11 protein-coding genes are annotated in these 17,676 nt (G+C 46.6%); 1 reads left to right on the top strand and 10 read right to left on the bottom strand.

The window, feature by feature from the left end:
* Position 1: 1 nt before the first annotated feature.
* The 9 genes from L876_RS20915 to L876_RS0102420 all read right to left on the bottom strand — a co-directional run bounded on the left by L876_RS20915 (position 2) and on the right by L876_RS0102420 (position 12,311).
* The gene (locus tag L876_RS20915; protein WP_248674449.1) at positions 2 to 2,326 is read right to left on the bottom strand and encodes an EAL domain-containing protein; all 2,325 of its coding nucleotides are present in this window, start codon (positions 2,324 to 2,326) and stop codon (positions 2 to 4) included.
* 47 nt (positions 2,327 to 2,373) lie between these two features.
* Positions 2,374 to 3,042 (bottom strand): cupredoxin domain-containing protein, encoded by a 669-nt coding sequence (locus L876_RS20910; RefSeq protein WP_156029363.1) that lies wholly within the window; start codon positions 3,040 to 3,042, stop codon positions 2,374 to 2,376.
* A 617-nt stretch (positions 3,043 to 3,659) separates the two neighbouring features.
* Positions 3,660 to 6,572 (bottom strand): valine--tRNA ligase, encoded by a 2,913-nt coding sequence (locus L876_RS0102460; RefSeq protein WP_028762342.1) that lies wholly within the window; start codon positions 6,570 to 6,572, stop codon positions 3,660 to 3,662.
* Between the two features lie 20 nt (positions 6,573 to 6,592).
* The gene (locus L876_RS0102455) at positions 6,593 to 7,075 is read right to left on the bottom strand and encodes a DNA polymerase III subunit chi (protein ID WP_028762341.1); all 483 of its coding nucleotides are present in this window, start codon (positions 7,073 to 7,075) and stop codon (positions 6,593 to 6,595) included.
* Positions 7,076 to 7,752: 677 nt separating this feature from the next.
* Entirely contained in the window at positions 7,753 to 8,169 is a 417-nt protein-coding gene (locus L876_RS20905; protein WP_037427829.1) for a hypothetical protein, read from the bottom strand.
* Positions 8,159 to 9,043, bottom strand: a complete 885-nt coding sequence (locus tag L876_RS0102440) for a hypothetical protein (protein ID WP_156029362.1) — start codon at positions 9,041 to 9,043, stop codon at positions 8,159 to 8,161. Before L876_RS0102440 ends, L876_RS20905 begins: the two co-directional genes overlap by 11 nt.
* A gap of 102 nt (positions 9,044 to 9,145) precedes the next feature.
* Positions 9,146 to 9,805: a hypothetical protein gene (locus tag L876_RS0102435; protein WP_028762338.1), complete on the bottom strand. Its 660-nt coding sequence runs from the start codon at positions 9,803 to 9,805 to the stop codon at positions 9,146 to 9,148.
* Positions 9,806 to 10,517: 712 nt separating this feature from the next.
* Positions 10,518 to 10,727 carry a hypothetical protein gene (locus tag L876_RS22665; RefSeq protein ID WP_156029361.1) on the bottom strand — a complete coding sequence of 70 codons (210 nt, stop codon included), beginning with the start codon at positions 10,725 to 10,727 and terminating at the stop codon, positions 10,518 to 10,520.
* A gap of 699 nt (positions 10,728 to 11,426) precedes the next feature.
* Entirely contained in the window at positions 11,427 to 12,311 is an 885-nt protein-coding gene (locus L876_RS0102420; RefSeq protein WP_028762336.1) for a tetratricopeptide repeat protein, read from the bottom strand.
* Between the two features lie 359 nt (positions 12,312 to 12,670).
* On the opposite strand from L876_RS0102420, the gene L876_RS0102415 reads away from it, so the two are divergent.
* A complete protein-coding gene (locus tag L876_RS0102415) occupies positions 12,671 to 13,906 on the top strand; it encodes a DEAD/DEAH box helicase (RefSeq protein ID WP_028762335.1) in 1,236 nt (411 codons plus the stop codon).
* Between the two features lie 112 nt (positions 13,907 to 14,018).
* Here the strand turns inward: L876_RS0102415 and L876_RS0102410 are convergent, their stop codons facing one another.
* Positions 14,019 to 17,603 carry a S8 family serine peptidase gene (locus L876_RS0102410; RefSeq protein ID WP_028762334.1) on the bottom strand — a complete coding sequence of 1,195 codons (3,585 nt, stop codon included), beginning with the start codon at positions 17,601 to 17,603 and terminating at the stop codon, positions 14,019 to 14,021.
* Positions 17,604 to 17,676 lie beyond the last annotated feature (73 nt).

Genomic DNA, 17,676 nt, shown 5'->3' with positions numbered 1-17,676 from the left:
GTTAATTGAGTTCAACCACCGTGTTGTTGGCGTTTACTTGGTAGAGCGATTGTGCCAGCCAAGTCGTGAGCGCTTGTGCGTCAATGGGTTTAGAAAGGTAAAAACCTTGCCCCATTTCACAACCACGCTCGGTTAACCAGTTCAGAGTCGCTTGGTTTTCAATGCCTTCAGCGACAACGCGCAAGCCTAAGTTATGGGCCAGTTGCAGGGTCGAGTTAACAATGATCTGATCATCGCTATTGACCATTAAGTTCTGCACAAAGGATTTATCTATTTTAAGCTCATCCACTGGCAGTTGTTTAAGTTGTGCAAGCGACGAGTAGCCAGTACCGTAGTCATCAATCGACAGCTTTAACCCATGTTGTTTCAATAAGGATAGCTGCTTAATCGCGTTGTCAGGATCGGCCACAACGGCATCTTCAGTGATCTCTAAGGTGAGCGCCTCAATGGGCACTTTTTTATCTCGAATCGCTTGCAGTACATAATCACAAAACCCACCATCTTTTAAGTTCTCCGCAGAGATATTTACCGCAATGGCCAAGTTGACGCCCTGAGCTTGCCAGGCGAGATACTGTGTCAGCGCCGAGTTTATCACCCAGCGGGTTAAGGCATTCATCTGGCCCATTTTTTCAGCGATGGGAATAAAGGTATCTGGTGGGATCATGCCTCTATCTGGGTGTTGCCAACGGACCAAGGCTTCCACATGTGTTACCTTATTTTGTGCCAAGTCGAGTTTAGGTTGGTAAAAAAGTACCAACTCATCATTGGCAATGGCCGGTTTTAGTTCATTAATCAGCTGTAAGCGGTCGACACTATTAACGTCTATTTTCTGGTGATAAACTTGAATATCTAAACGGTTTTTCTTTGCATATTGCAGCGCTGTGTCAGCTTGTCTTAACAGTGTCTCCAAATCGCTAGGATAGTGGACATAACTGAGCCCAATAGTCACCTGCAAGTGCAGTGAGATATCTTGATAACAATATTCCGCTTCAATCGATTGCTGAATTTGGCCAATTAACTGCCGTAACGCTTTGGGCTCTGAATGCTCAATGGCCACCACAAACTCATCACCATTAAGACGACAGACTAAATCAATATGACTAAAGCTGCATAGACGGCGGCCTACCTCTTCTATCACCTTATCGCCCACGTCATGGCCTAAGGTGCCGTTAACTTCTGTCATGCGGCGAATATTAATTTGACACAACGCCAGCGGCGATTTTTGCTCAAACCAGCTTTGCGTTACTCGGATTAACTCATTTTTATTGCCAAGATTGGTTAGTGGGTCGTGGTAAGCCTGAAACGCTATTTTGTTTTCGCGACTCAATATCGCCTGCTGCATCTCAGTAAACTCTTGGGCCAACGCCTGCATCTCTGTACTTGAGCCAACCTCAACCTTGGAATGATAGTTACCTTTCGCAATAAAGCGCGCCTGAGTGATCAATTGGGTTATCGGTCTGGTGACCCCGCGTGCGATGACATAGGCAACCATTAACGACAATGGCAGCATTAACAGAATCAATATGAGTTGTTGCAGCCACTGTTTTTGCGATGACGCGAGTGCATCTTGACGGCTTAAATACATAAAGGCATGTAATTGTTTACCCTGAACATCGCCTACGAATGATTGCCACAACAAATACTCTTCATTGCGTTGGCTGCGCTGAATGAAGTTAGCCAGAACCTGTTCGTCATCGCTGGATAACTCACTGCCAGACAAGCTAATAATTTGCTGGTTTTGCTTGTCGTCACTCAGTACAAAACCTGTGTTGAGTCCGGTTTGTTGTGACAAGGACAGGGTCAGATAGTCACCGATAATGTAGCCAAAGCCTATCCAACCGATAATGTTGGCAGCGCCACTGGTGATGGGCGCAAACTTTAACTGATAGACATGATCACCTAATAAGTACAATGGGTTATTGTTATCAAATTCAGACCCTAATGGCGAACGAAATAGATCGCCTTGCTCTGGTCCCACTTTTACCTTGCCTTGGTTAACGCCATCGGGGGTTAACAGTAGCTCGCCAATGATCTCACCCTCTTTATCAACGGCAATCGCCAGATCGGCATTAATACGCTTGCGATGATTATTGAGAGCAACGAGAAAGCTGCGACGGTCATCATCAATAAACACCTCTTTAAGGCCAAAGTCTTTTGCGGCGGTTTCGGCAAAGGCAGACAGATAGTAGTTACGGTTATTGTATTCAGACTTAAACACCAGCTCCGCAATCGACAATTGGTTGCCCAATTGCTGCTGTTGGAGTCGGTTGTTAGCGTAGAAAGTGATAGCAAAAGAGATCGCCTGTACGGCAATCAATAACAGCATGAAAAAAGCGAATATCCTGGTTTGTATTCGATTAAACATATCGAAAATTAATATCCTTCCAAAAATTCAAAATCGTCTAAACTCTGCTGTGACGGTATGTCAGCCATCGGGGCATCGACCGTAATGGTTAATGCTCGTGCCAAAGGCCACTGACTCTCAACGGTGACAAGGTTGTCTTGGCTGAGCAGTTGCGGATGCCAAATCACCACTTGATATTGCCCTGGGGGCACCGACTCAAAGTCGATAAATCCGTTAGTGTCGGTCACACCAAAGTAGGGGGTATCTACCACTAATAGATGACCACTCATCCAGTCATGAATGTTACAGCCCATGGAGATATGGCCCACTTGGTCAAACAACATCGCTTGTTGGGCATTGTCCTTACGCAGCTTGAACGAAAAGCGTTTTGGCCCAGAAGCGGAGTAGATATGATGGGTGATATCGTCATCATTCACAAATTGTAGTTCATAACCTTTTTGAATCACGGTGATATAAGGCGTGAACTGCTTATTATTTTGGTGGATTTCGATTGGCTCTCTTATGGCGTTATCATTGGGTTGATGGCTTGATGCGCCATGTAAATAGACCACCATACCTGTCATCGCATCACCGTCACTATTGGTGATCGTCACCCCTTGAGCCAAAGCAGTGTTTACTGTCGAAATCATCAAAGCGAAAATCAGTGCTAACCGTTTATTGATACTTTTGTTGCTCACAACAACCTCTTTGTCTAATTGATACTCATCACAGCGTTGTGCAAGTAACACTGATACGTGATTAGCACTAATAGAACGGCGATGGCCAGTATTTATTTCATTATGGCTAATATAACCTGAACTCGGAACAATAAACGTATCTTAACCAATCAGGTTAAAGATGTGAGCGCTCAGCGAGAATGTAGCGCTTATGAGGCAAGGCCCTTAATTATTCCTCGGCTCTCGCCTCCTCGATAACCGCTCTATGCGTTACCCTACCTAAATCCCTTTAGTCGTGCATTAAGGGCATCCACAACATATCTGTTGATTGCAACGAGTGAAGCGCATAGTTGAACTAGGGGCAAACTCGTTAACACAGCATCGAAAGCACAAAAAAATCGCCTGTTAGGCCTGTTTTTGGCTTCCAATTTCGGCGTTGAACGGCTTTAAAAGGGAGCAACCATTCCATCGCCCATTCGCCTTAATGTAGTTACCAAAAACACGCTGAGTCGAACGTTTTTTGTTACTGATTGGTATCACTTGCAGTCGCCAGGCTATTGGGCGTCAATTAGGCATAAAAAAAGCAAAACCTAAGTTTTGCTTTTTAATCGTATCGCTGAGTCGCTAGCTGTTTAGGGTTAACCTTCTAGCTTGGCTAGCTCAGTTTTTTGCTCGGTGAGCTTGTCCATATCACGCTGGTATTCCGCTTGCTTAGCGCGCTCTTTTTCAATCACGGCAGCAGGGGCTTTCGCCACGAAACCTTGGTTAGACAGCTTACCTTCGATACGCTTAAACTCGCCAGCCAGTTTCTCAAGCTGCTTGTCGATACGCGCCATCTCTGCCGCCACATCGATAAGACCCGCCATTGGGATCAGTAGCTCCATGTCACCAATCAACTGAGTGGTTGACATAGGTGCGGTGTCGTCGTCGCCAAGAATGGTCATGCTTTCAAGTTTAGCCAAGGTCTTAAAGAAGGCTTGGTTAGTCTCGATACGGGCCTTGTCGCGCTCGCTTACACCACGTAGTAGTGCATTAAGCGGCTTGCTTGGGGCGATGTTTAACTCAGCGCGGATGTTACGTACCGCAGTGATCACTTGCTTAACCCACTCAAGATCTTCCATCGCAACCGCATCGACTTTGTCCGCCTGATACTCAGGGAACGCTGCCAACATCAAGGTGTCACCTTCAACGCCAGCTAGTGGCTTAACGCGCTGCCAGATAGTCTCAGTGAGGTATGGCATCATTGGGTGCATTAGACGCTGCATCGCTTCAAGAATCGTCACCAAGGTATGGCGAGTACCACGAAGCTGCGCGTCAGTGCCGCTTTGCATCACAGGCTTAGTGAGCTCTAAGTACCAGTCACAGAACTGGTTCCAAGTAAACTCATAAATGGTGTTCGCTGCTAGGTCGAAGCGGTAGCTTTCCATGTGCTCGTCATAGGTCTTAACGGTTTGATTAAACAGACCGATAATCCAGCGATCGGCTAATGACAGCTCCATTTCACCAGGTTTACCATCAACCAATTTTTGGCCACAATCTAACGGCTCGCCTGCCACATCACTGTCAGCATCCGATTGCACTTCTGTGTTCATTAACACGTAGCGTGATGCGTTCCAGATCTTGTTACAGAAGCTGCGGTAACCGTCGAGACGCTTCATGTCCCAGTTGATATCACGGCCAGTGGAGGCCATTGATGCCAAGGTGAAACGCAGTGCGTCAGTACCGTGAGCTTCGATGCCGTCGCTAAACTCTTTACGGGTGCTCTTTTCAATCTTTGCGGCTAGTTGAGGCTGCATCATGTTGCCGGTGCGCTTCTCAACTAAGGTTTCAAGGTCGATACCGTCAATCATATCCAGCGGATCGAGCACGTTACCCTTAGACTTAGACATCTTGTTACCCGCTTCATCGCGGATAAGGCCTGTCACATAAACCGTCTTAAACGGCACTTGTGGTTTGCCATTTTCATCTTTAATGAAGTGCATGGTCATCATGATCATGCGCGCCACCCAGAAGAAGATGATGTCAAAACCTGTCACCAACACGTCGGTTGGATGGAAAGTTTTAAGCGCCTGCGTGTCTTCTGGCCAGCCTAAGGTAGAGAAGGTCCATAAGGCTGAGCTGAACCAAGTGTCCAGTACATCAGGGTCTTGGCGTAGCACTACGGTATCGGCTAAGCCGTGCTTAGCACGTACTTCGGCTTCGTCGCGGCCCACATACACTTTACCCGCTTCGTCATACCAAGCTGGAATACGGTGTCCCCACCATAGCTGGCGAGAGATACACCAATCTTGAATGTCACGCATCCAAGAGTTGTACATGCTCTCATACTGCTGCGGTACAAATTTGATATCACCGTTATCAACGGCTTCCATGGCGGTTTTCGCCATTGGCGCTACGGCCACATACCATTGGTCGGTCAGTAGTGGCTCAATCACTACACCAGAGCGGTCGCCATAAGGCACTTTTAATCCGTGTGGGTCAATTTTTCCCAGCAAGCCTAAGGTTTCAAACTCTTCAACGATGGCGCTACGGGCTTTAAAACGGTCAAGGCCGGCATAACGCTCAGGCAGGCTGTTATCTAACTCGTTGTTGGCGGTGCCGTCGGTGTTAACCACTTCAGCCGTTGAGCGAATCGCCGCATCAATCGTTAAGATGTTGAACATAGGTAGCGCATGGCGCTTACCCACTTCATAGTCGTTAAAGTCGTGGGCTGGGGTGATCTTCACACAACCTGTACCAAACTCCATATCCACATAATCGTCGGCCACAACCGGGATGCGACGGTTAACGATAGGTAGAATGATAAACTTGCCAATGAGTGATTGATAACGCTCATCATCAGGGTGCACAGCAACTGCACTGTCACCTAACATGGTTTCAGGGCGCGTGGTGGCCACTTCAAGGTAATCTTTACCGTTAGCGGTCAGTGCGCCATCGGCAAGTGGGTAGCGGAAATGCCACATGCTACCTTGCTTCTCTTTGTTCTCAACTTCGAGATCAGAGATTGCAGTGTGTAATTTGGGGTCCCAGTTAACGAGGCGCTTACCACGGTAGATGAGCTCATCTTCATACAGACGAACAAACACCTCTTGTACCGCTTCAGACATCCCTTCGTCCATGGTGAAACGCTCACGATCCCAATCAACCGATGCGCCAAGGCGACGTAACTGCTTAGTGATGGTGCCACCGGACTGGTTTTTCCAATCCCAGATACGCTCGATAAAGGCATCGCGACCTAAATCGTGACGGCTCTTACCCTCTTCGGCTTCCACTTTGCGCTCAACCAGCATCTGGGTGGCAATACCTGCATGGTCGGTACCCACCTGCCAAAGGGTGTTTTTACCCTTCATGCGCTGGTAACGGGTTAACGTATCCATGATGGTGTCTTGGAAGGCATGACCCATGTGTAGACTACCCGTCACATTTGGTGGCGGGATCATGATGCAATAGTTGCCCTTTGACTCATCGCCATGCGGCTTAAAGTAACCTTTCTCTTCCCAGTCTTGGTAGAGGCTTTGTTCGATTGACTGCGGGTTGTATGTCTTTTCCATAGGAGCGTGTGCTTCTCAAACTAATTAATTGGTTGTTGGGTCGTTAGGGCGATCCCTAACTCGCGATACTGACGATAACGATCGCGGGCGGTCGCTTTCATGGCTGCATCGTTAGCAACGAAGTCGATAATCTGGCCAAAGTTTACCGCAAATTGCGGCGCTTGGTCTGCAAGATTAATCAGAAGATGACGATTTTTATTGGGGCCGAGCTTATCAAAGCCAATTTCCACTGGCGCACCGCCCGTTGGCCCTTCACCTTTTAGGTTATGGGGCACAAATGCTGTGGGTTCAAATTGCCATAAAATTTCGTCAATGGCGTAGCTCTGTTGTTGGTCATTACAGTGAACATACACCAACTGCTGCGCTTTATAGGCGGTTTCGGCAAGTTGGCACGCCAAACGGTAAACGTCATCCGTTGCCGATGTAACCGTATTTGCTGCGGCAGCTGATTGCTCTGCTACAGAGGATGTTTCTGGCATCAGGTAAAACAAGGCGTTAGGCATTATCTGGCTCTATGTTGGCTGAGTCTGACTGAATGATTGACGAAAGGGGAGATTTTACACTAAAAGTGGGGTGTTAAACCATAGGGGAGGGGATTTGTCGAATAACAAATTGGGTAATATTTTTGGTTGTAGCGTCTACCTGACTTAGGTACTTGGATAGGAGGTTCTGAACCATAGCCTCTTGGTTTATCAATCGCCTGTCCGGCGGGGAATGTGTTTGGAGGTCGAACTTTCATTGCTATGAATAGCCTGCGGCTCGCTTATGTGCAGATACTGCTTCGGGACGCTATGCGCCATCCATGGCCGCTTAACGAAAACATCCATGTTTTCGATACCCTCTGCCGCATCTGCACTGGGTTATTATCTCTCTTCGATTTCCCCGCATTTGGTAAGCATGGGTATTTGAGTTGGGATAGAGTCAAGCTTACTGAAGACCAATGCTTCATTGTTAATCAATTGCTTGGCAGCAGGTGCAGAGCATGGATGCACCAATTTTTTGACATTTTCGTGTTAGAACTTTAGTTCCATATTGATGAGTTTCAGATTAATTTTTCTATGTGCTAGTGCCCAATTAAGGTGTGAACCACTCAACCTCTGCATTCAATTTGAACACCGTAAACACTGAACTAGACTCAAACCCAAAATGCAAAGCGTGGTGAATCACTCTGAAATGTTTGTTAACCCTCATCTATCATTGTATGCGCAGCACTACCGACAAGAAAAAACACCAACGAGGCTAAACTAAATAAGCCAAGTTGCATATTGACCAAAAACTCTGAAACACCACCGTCAATCAATATTAGCGCCAAAACAATTAAACTAGGTACCAACCCTAGCACTAGGATAAAAGATAGTAACACAACGACTCTTTGCCACTGAGCATGTTTATGAATAACGGAGCCAGAAACAAGTTTTACTATGACCTGACCAAATAAAATTGATGCGGCAAAACTCCAATCCGCAGCTTGAAAGAATGTTGAAAAGTCAGACTTATATATTTTAATAATGCCAATCACTAAAAATGGTAAGAAAATGAACAAGTATTCTGAAAGCAGAATTAACCACGCATTTTGATTAGATTTACTAGCTGTCATATTTTAACTCTTGCTGTAAATTAAGTACGTCAACTTTCTTGTGGACAAGAATAACCTCGTACTTTGTGTCGATTAAGTTATTACTTTTATCAAAGTAAGCGGTAGTAACAAGATCACACAGCAATCCATCACCAGGGGCAACAATCTCTTGGCGGGAATGAAACTTATCCAGCCATTCTTGATGTGTTATTCGGGCTGATATAGTCGATTTATTGCGCAAAAAGTCCCACATAGACTTACCTATAAAGTCAGCTTTCTTTATGACCAAAGTTTCTGTTGTAGTGTTCTTTTCTATCTGTTCAATCAAGATAGCTTCAACATCTTCTTTGGTTAAATGGAACTTCTTATTTATTTTTTGAGTTTTTCCTCGGGAATTTAAGTAAACTTGATCAACACTGTTTAAATCAGATGTTGATTGAGAAAGCTCCGTATAACCCTTCAATAGCCTATGGCGATCTAGTGAAAAGACATTTGGAAATTCCTCGATATTAAACTCTTCAGCCGCTGTAGCAATTTCATCTTCAAGTTTTGCCAATACCTCTAAGGATTCAATTGTATTCTTATCCGAGATGAACGATATGACTAGATCAGTACAATAAGTAAGAAAGCTTGTTAAACGCCCTTTTTGTTCATTCGTAACATCACCATCTATTTGAGGGCATAACCAAGACTTGATCGAGCCCTCGTTGATGTCCGATAGAAGAAAGTTTGATTTGGTTTCAGCAGAAACAGAGCTAAGTAAGCAAGAGTGAAATTCTTCAACCGATGATATGAGGTGACTCATCGAGTTGAAAACTCGCTGAGGGTTTCGTGAGTTTCTTTCAAAGTCAATCTTGATGCAAAGTTCGTTTTCTTTTCTCTGTACTTCTGACATTTGGTCACTCTTCAATAACATACTGATATGTATGATATCCCATTTCATAATAAGGGATTAGTTGAGTATTTATACAGTGCTCAATGAGGGTTAACGCCGCATTCAGCGGCTTGTTCGCAGCAATGCTTTGTTAACCCTCGGTTGCTCAATACTTGCTACTGGATCGTGCATAATATCTTCTTCCCTAGCCACTAATTTGTAACGCTCGACGAAATGGGGGATTTCTCTATCCTGCGGCCAATATGCCTCTTTAATTGAAATTGCAAAAAGACCAGCGTCTTCTTCACTTAATGAGCTACATATATTCCGCACTGATGCTCTTATCTTTGATAACTCTTTATTAAGATCAGATTTAGATATTTTGGGTTTTGATTCAAGGCGATCTATTGCAAGCAACACACGACGAATTTTATCGGGATCACAGTGCATTTTTTTCTTTTCGATTATATCCGCTTCACTCATTCCATTTTTTACTATTTCACTAGTAACCAAACTTATCAATGATTTGGCATCTTTGATCATGTAATCAATACCAGAACGGAATGAACCATATTGACCAATGCCAATGTACAGAGCACCAACTACAGCTAGAGTGACCTTAAGACTTCCTTCTTGAAGTCGCACATAGATCTTTGTTTGTTGATCAAAAATGAGATTTGCGTACTTTGATGTTAATACTTCAAAATACTGCTCCGCCTCCTTAAGAGGCACCTCCTCAAAGTCTAAGTCAAAATGAAAATCCAATCCCGCGAGTAATGCCACAATCTCTCCTTGAGGGTTAACGACTTATTAGTGAGACCTAGCAAGGTACGCTACCTTGTAAGGTAGGAGACCAAGCATGTAAATAAATGGGGGCAGAGTAAACTTTTAAGGGATTTGATTGGCGCATGGTGGTTGGCTTTTTCATTCCCTGAATGGCGTGGTCGATGTTTGAGTCGAGTTGGCCTAGCTCTGTCCTTGATTGGTGACACTTTAATCTATTTTATAGCGAGTATTCAACAAGCTGTGTCACATTTTATTGCAATTTTTTTCAGTAAAAATAGTAGCTTGTATCAAGGTGTATCAAACGCGGATAAATCGAAGAGACGAAATGACCCAGTGCAGATTGAGGGTATCGAAAACATGGATGTTTTCGTTAAGCGGCCATGGATGGCGTACGGCGTCCCGAAGCAGTATCTGCACATCCCCCCGCCGGGCAGGCGATAAATTGCCACGAAGGTTCGACTTTCAAATCACCTGTAAATACAAATTAGGCCAAAGATTCCTTCTCAATCGCCCACAATAGAGTTAAATCGAAGAGACGTTAGATACTCAGTGTAAACACGGTTTTGGCCCTTGGCGACAGGATGTCGCCGTGGAGCCTCCATGGATGGAATCTCGGCGAGCTAAAAGAGTGTTTGCATATTCTTCGTTCCCTCACATCCCTGTGATCACGACATTGGTGCTTCCATGCACTGCACCCGCCGGACAGGCGTTAAGTAGCAATGAAGGTACGACCTTCAAACACATTCAATAAATGAGCACTCAGCAAAATGTCAGCTAGCACTTCATTGACAGTATCAAATGAAGTCAAATCGAAGAAAGTTAATAATCCAGTGTAGATGCGGCAGAGGGTATCGAAAACATGGATGTTTTCGTTAAGCGGCCATGGATGGCGTACAGCGTCCCGAAGCAGTATCTGCACATCCCCCCGCCGGGCAGGCGATAAATTGCCACGAAGGTTCGACTTTCAAATCACCTGTAAATAAAAATTAGGCCAAAGATTCCTTCTCAATCGCCCACAATAGAGTTAAATCGAAGAGAGTTAATAATCCAGTGTAAACGCGGTTTTGGCCTTTGCCAGAGTGCATAATACTGTAGCAAAAAATGTTTTTGCTTGGATTAAACCGACAGATACGCACACGGTTAAATCGAAGATACGAAATGACCCAGTGTAAACGCGGCTGCGGCCTTTGCCAGCATGGCCGCTCTTTGACATCCGTGTCATCGCGGCATTTGTGAATCCATTCACATCAGATGCTGGCGCAGAGCACACAGGGATTGTGCTTGTACAATGTCCATGTCTAAAAGCCAGTTCGGCAAAATATATCCATATACAAATGCCAGTTCGACATCCCTGTCTCTCGTTCGCGAGTATATGGCTGTCGCCAAGCTCACCCTGCCTCTCGTTCGTAGGCTCGAAGCTACGCTTCACTCACCGTGTAGCAGAAGTGTTTGCACATTCGTCGTTCCCTCACATCCCTGTGATCACGACATTGGTGCTTCCATGCACTGCACCCGCCCGACAGGCGTTAAGTAGCAATGAAGGTACGACCTTCAAAATAGCCGCTTCCAAGCCAAATGTTAAAAATGACCAACCTTCATTCAAAGGTAACAGTCGATACTAGGACTCGCTTGATGATATCAAGACATCAAATTTAGGGTTGTCTCTTAGGTTGGCAAAGTCGGCTTCGTTGGCGGCCACTTCCTTAAATGAAGCACTGTTTTCAATGGCTTGCTCTAAGTCTGATAGGGCGCGGTCTTCTTGTCTTAAGCAGGCAAATGCACAGGCGCGTTGGTACAGAGCGTGGGCATTGGCACCATCGACCTCAAGTACGCGGTTACATAGGCTTAATGCCCAGTTGAACTCGCGCATCTCCATGGCGGCATCAGCTTTGTAGGTCATGGCTTCTAAATCGCCAGGACGAATGGAGAGGATCTCATTGTAGACATCAATTTTTTGCTCTGGGGTTTGTGCACTTTGAGCATGTAACCACAGGGTATGGATCTCGTTGATGATCTCAATTTCACGGTTGTTCTTGGTGATAATGCGGCTCTTACGTTTGAGGTCGTGCTCTAACTCTTTAAATTTCTCTTCATATTGCTCGGTAATTTTCTGTAGCTGCTCGGCAGCGAGCTTAGCGGTATTGGTTTTAATTTCACGCAATGATTGCCAACCGATAAAGGCGATCAACGAGGCGACACCCGCAATGATATAAAAGAAGTAGGTCACAGTGACATTGGCGTAGTTAAGCGACTTGTCGGCAACCGCCAACTCGCGGTCGGTGATATCTACTGTCATCCGGCGCTCTAAATCTTGCTGCTCCATTCTTAGGGCTTTGAGTTCATCCAAGATATAACGCTCAATCAGTGGTCTGTCTAATAGGTCTAGGTCTGAGTGAGTCACCACATCTGTTGTTGCTGTGGGCTGGGGGTCAACCGCAGCGACGAGTTGAGGAGCAAACGTGACCAGTAACAGGGCCAGTAGTGGCAAGATAAAGCGTGGCATAGGGCATTCCTTTAATACAGCTTTGGGACAATCAAAATTAAATTAGGGCCACCCTAACAATTTAGCCCTCTAGATGCTAGCCAATACGCCCATCTAGGGCCATTGACATGATATTGATTGATGGGCGAGGGAGCAAAAAGCAGATAGAAGCGCTTTTTTAACAGTTCTTTTCGCGATAACCGTATTTGATAGCAGTTTTGATAGCAGTTTTGATAGCAGTTTTGATAGCAGTTTTGATAGCAGTTTGGCATAGCCATCTTATATCCCAAAGGACGGGTGACAATGTCTGATCCGCCTAGCGACGTAATGTGTGGTTAACAGTGGTAAACTGCGTGTCTGTTTCTTTTAGTGTTTTCATCATGACGTTCGCTAACCTTAAGCTAACCGCCGCAATCATCGACAATTTGCCTCACGAACTCACCACCCCAACGCCGATACAGCAGTTGGCGGTGCCCGTTATTTTGGCCGGGCGCGATTTAATTGCGCTGGCCCAAACCGGCAGTGGCAAAACCTATGCCTTTGGCCTGCCACTGCTGCAAAACATCGACGTGTCAGCCGGTTATGTGCAAGGGGTGGTGATAGTGCCGACAAGGGAGTTGGCACAGCAAGTCGCCACAGCTTTGCAACCAGTGGCCCTAGGGCTTGGCATTAAGGTCAGCGTATTGTGCGGCGGCATTGATATTGAAGCGCAGCGCGCTGAATTAGTTACCTGTCCACAGCTGGTGGTAGCTACTCCCGGTCGGCTGCTAGCACTGTTGCAGCAACAAGCGTTGCAGCTTGAGGGGCTCAAGCAGTTAGTGCTGGATGAGGCCGACAGGCTGATGGAGATGGGCTTCTGGCCCGATGTTGAGCGCATGATGACCTATATGCCCGCGCGTCGCCAGACCTTGCTGTTTTCCGCTACTATGGCGGCCAATTTAACGGTGCAAACAGACAAACTGTTATTCCAGCCGCAACATATTAAGATATTGCCTGAGCGCGCTGCTGCTAACGACGTCACTGAGCGCGTGTACTTAATCAATAAGGGGGATAAAGCTAGGGCCTTAATTGCCTTGTTGAATCAATCGTCATGGCCCCAGGTATTGGTGTTTGTTAATGGTCGTGATGACACTGACAAATTACTCAAAAAGCTGCTCAAAGCGGGAATCGATGCCACTGCATTGCACGGTGATAAAAATCAGCAAGCGCGCGAGCAAGCCTTGGCCGATTTTAAAGCGCAGCGGGTGCGGGTGTTAGTGACCACAGATCTCTTGTCTCGCGGCATTCATGTTGAGGCCTTACCTGTGGTGATAAATCTGGATCTGCCCACGAGTGCCCCAGTTTATGTGCACCGTATCGGACGCACTGCGCGCGCTGGCGAGTCGGGGTTAGCGATATCGTTAATTTGCCACAGTGAACAGAGTTATCTAGAGGCGATCGCCGCGCTAACACAGCGGGTATTAGCACCTGAGCCGTTAGCGGGGTTCATGGTGACCGATAAACCGGCCAGCGAAATGGCCACACGTAAGCGAGCTCCTAGAGATAAACAAGCCAATCGACGCAGCCTAAACAAGCAAAGTGCGAGAGACTTTGTTAAAAAAGCCGATAGACGCTAGGCCGGACAGGCAGCGTCTTACAAGCTTGGTGGTTGGCAGCAAGGTAAAAATAATCGACCAACATCCCTGTTGGTCGATTGTAAAGCCCATAGGAGCTAAATGGGTGGGGGGATTACTTTCTTGCTCGCCATCCTGCAGCAATGATCAACATCAATAGTGCATAGCCTAATGCGCCGCCACCGCTTTGATTCGGTTCGACAATGACAGGAGGAAGCACTTCAGGGGCTGCGGCAACCGTTAGGATGAAGGTCGTTGATACTGAGAACTCTGCATCACTGGCGGTCACCACAATCTCAAAGGTGCCAGCTTCAGTCAATGAGCCTGATAAGGTCATGCCGTCAATGCTTAATGCATCTAGGCCTGACACCCTGTAGGCTAAGGTGTCATTTTCGGCATCGGCAAATACATCGGTTAAATCAACACTGAACGCCACGCTACCGGTATTGGTTAGCTCGGTGTCAACATGGCTCAGTGGGTTGGCGACTGTGGGCGCAGTATTGAGTGGGATTTCAACGGGCGCTAGACCTTCAACCTTAATCAGCGTGCCACCGATATTGCGAACCAGGTTCGCGGTGGTGCCGAGCTCAAGTAGACCATAGTAGACTTCGCCCTCTTCTAGTGGCATTAAGGTTTGGCTGTCATCCAGATAGCCATTGACCGTCACGGTTAGGTTGAATACTTCATCCTGAGCAACGCTTGATGGAGCCTCAATATCAAAGCTGGCTTGGCTGCTGTAATTTACTTGGGTCAAGCGGACAGTAACCTCATCAGGTTCATCTGCGGTTGTACCCTCAAAATTGTGTGCCAATATCCAATAGTTACCAGTGGTAGGCGTTTCGATGACACACCGCTCGTTTGAGTCTACTGCGCCGCTGACACAGACTAATGAGTAATACATTTCGTAGACGTCAGCTTTGCCGTCATTGTTTTCATCAATACCCACGTATAAGTCCATATCTGGCGCGGTGGTGTCTGTGATCTCGACAATGAGTCGCTTGGTATAGGGCTTCACGACCGTGGTGGTGGTAAAGAGCACTGCTTGGTTATAGGCTGGGGTATTGCGTTCTGCATCATTAGAGGCACCGATGGCGGTTCCGGTAACGCTTTGTGACTTGAATAATCCAAAACCTTTGGTTTGCAGATCGTTACTTCCGGAGGTCGTTATCTCATTGATTTCAATTGTATTATCAAGGTTGTTTAATTTGGCTGAGACCGTGTCGATGATCTGTCCCGCTTTAAAGCCTATGGTGGCTTGCAAGTGGGTGTCGCTCATGGTGGCATCGGCATTGTTGAGGTTAATATAGCCATGCACCCATTCATCAACCAGGTTAACGTTGGCAGTCGCCTTAATCGTCAGTTGCTGCGTGTCTCCGGCTTTCAGTGAAAATTGAGACGGCGTGACCTCCAATGTAAAGCCTTCGTTTAAGTACTCATAACTGGCAGTCCACGTGCTGTCTTTAGTTGCGGTAACTGTGCGTGTCCAAGTGCAGTTTGAAATACACTCATTGTTGACCATGGAACTGGTATTCAAATCACTAGGGTTACCACCGATTTCAGGGTTAGCTGCAAGGTACTCATCTTTGGTGATATCTAGCAATAACCCGGCTTTCAAGGCTGCATGAATACGCAAGCTGCCCGCCCCTTGAATAAAGAAATCAGAACGTATTTTTACGCCATCGTAATCATCATCTTGATAAGTCACCTGATGGGCTGTCGACATGATTGCCGATTGCGCTTGCGCCGGTGTCCAATTCGGGAATGAAGCTTTAATTAGCGCAAGTGCCCCCGCCACATGTGGGCTAGCCATAGAGGTACCAGAAAACGAGACGTATGGAATATGGCCTAGTTGATCCTTAAACACTCTATCTTCAGCATTGGCGGCATAGATATCGACGCCAGGTGCTGCAATATCTGGGGCAAAAATGTTCGGGTAGGGCAGGTTAGGCCCGCGAGAGGTAAATGGCCCTGCAATATCACCGAGCGCATCATCTGTACTGGTTACACTCGCGGCGATGGTTGCTTGATGATCGCTGCCAGTTGCTAACCAATGAGTCAGTCGCTCGCCATCTACATCATTTAAGTGAATGGCTGGGATCACATGGTTGTCATCATTCACGGTATCTGCGCCGCCAGCCAAGTTGATCAGAATCATTGCGCCAGCTCCACCCTCTCTGACGTTAATGCCTTTACGGACACGGGCATTAACGCCGCGTTCACAGACAACGATTTGATCAGCGGTAAATGTATTGGCGTCAAAAGGCTCGGTACACATTGCGTTATCAGGGTTGTGATCTTTAGCCTGAACAAGCTTACCAGTAAAACCTTTGGTAATGCCGCGACCAGATAGGTCTGCTAACGATTCTCCCCCCACAGAACTAAAATCAGTTAATCCTTTCTCATCAAAGCTGAGATTGTGGCTATAAGCCGCAACAGTGGTCACCCATGGCGCGTTACCTGGTGAACCTAATGTGCTCGCCGTGGGACCCGCGTTGCCAGCTGCGGTTGCCACATGGATACCGGCTTCACGAGCGTTTAGGAAGGCCTCGGCACTGACTGAGCTCCAGGGATCGGTGGCTGAACCGCCGACCGAGTAGTTGAGCACTTGGATACCATTTTCAATGGCATGCTCCAAGGCTTGAATCGTAAATTCTGGGTAACAAGCGCCTACATCGTCGCAGACTTGGTAGGAGACGATGTTGGCACGTGGGGCGACGCCGCTGATGGCATCAAATTCGAATGCGCTTTTCTCAGCGATAATGGTGTCATCATCTTCTTGGACTTGTAGATAATAGTTAACGTTATTAACGATGTTACCAGCGGTGGTGGAAGCAACGTGTGATCCGTGACCGTGGAAGTCATAACCCACTTTGGCTTTATCGGCTAAATCATCATACGCGGCATCGTCAAGGTTATCGGCTACGCTGGCACGATGATCGATAAGCTCTTTATAGCTGACGATACCAATTAGCTTGTTGTTGCAGAACTTTGGATACTGCTGACAATCACCAAAATATTGGCCTTCACCCAACGGATTGATGTGCGCATAGCCATCATCGCTGATGGCTTTGAAAGATGGATGATTGGCGTTGATGCCTGTATCCATAATACCGACTACAACGCCTTCACCTTTGGTGCCAGGAAGCTCATTCACCCCCTGCCATACTTTTTTTGCACCGACGAACTCAGGCCCGGTTGAGGTATGAATAAAATGCATACCAACCGGCTCGACACTCATCACGTCGCTATCTTTTAGAATGGTTTTTACTTCACTTGTGTCAAGTTGCACCGCAAAGGCGTTAGCGACGACCTGATATTGCTGCGATGGTTTGAGGGTGCGGTTAATTTTGCTGCTTAATCGTTGAGTCACTTGTGCCTGCTTGTTCTGCAGGTAGTGCTTGTAACTGATGCTAGCTTGAGATGTTAGGTTTAACACCCCAGAGGCTGTTTTATTGGCCTGATTGACCTTGAGGCTGGTGGCCGCATAACCGCTAACTGAACCGTCATAGCTGGCTAAGGCACGCTCTTTTAGGCGTACAAAGTACATGCCGTCGGTGCGTTGTTTGCTGGCGCGTTCGAGTTTTATTTTCTCTTCGCCAGGGTTGATGGTGTTAAGTGGCTTGCCAGAATCAGCTTGGCTTGAAAATGCCAGTACAGAACTCACTGCACTAAGAACCAAATATCTACGACTTAATTTCATTTGATTACCTATTTTATTATTAGAGAGGGAAAGCCCGAATGAGGCTTTCCCTATAAGGGATAGAATCAATTAG

The organism is Shewanella colwelliana ATCC 39565 (assembly GCF_000518705.1).
Classification (GTDB): Bacteria; Pseudomonadota; Gammaproteobacteria; order Enterobacterales; family Shewanellaceae; genus Shewanella; species Shewanella colwelliana.
Note: the sequence above shows the minus strand (reverse complement) of the source record. Positions and strands in the feature narration are given on the sequence as shown.

Coding starts and splice junctions, on each gene's coding strand:
- L876_RS0102410 (WP_028762334.1), bottom strand. CDS start 17,603: ATGAAATTAAGTCGTAGATATTTGGTTCTTAGTGCAGTGAGTTCTGTA.
- L876_RS0102455 (WP_028762341.1), bottom strand. CDS start 7,075: ATGCCTAACGCCTTGTTTTACCTGATGCCAGAAACATCCTCTGTAGCA.
- L876_RS20915 (WP_248674449.1), bottom strand. CDS start 2,326: ATGCTGTTATTGATTGCCGTACAGGCGATCTCTTTTGCTATCACTTTC.
- L876_RS0102420 (WP_028762336.1), bottom strand. CDS start 12,311: ATGCCACGCTTTATCTTGCCACTACTGGCCCTGTTACTGGTCACGTTT.
- L876_RS20905 (WP_037427829.1), bottom strand. CDS start 8,169: ATGACAGCTAGTAAATCTAATCAAAATGCGTGGTTAATTCTGCTTTCA.
- L876_RS0102440 (WP_156029362.1), bottom strand. CDS start 9,043: ATGTCAGAAGTACAGAGAAAAGAAAACGAACTTTGCATCAAGATTGAC.
- L876_RS0102460 (WP_028762342.1), bottom strand. CDS start 6,572: ATGGAAAAGACATACAACCCGCAGTCAATCGAACAAAGCCTCTACCAA.
- L876_RS0102415 (WP_028762335.1), top strand. CDS start 12,671: ATGACGTTCGCTAACCTTAAGCTAACCGCCGCAATCATCGACAATTTG.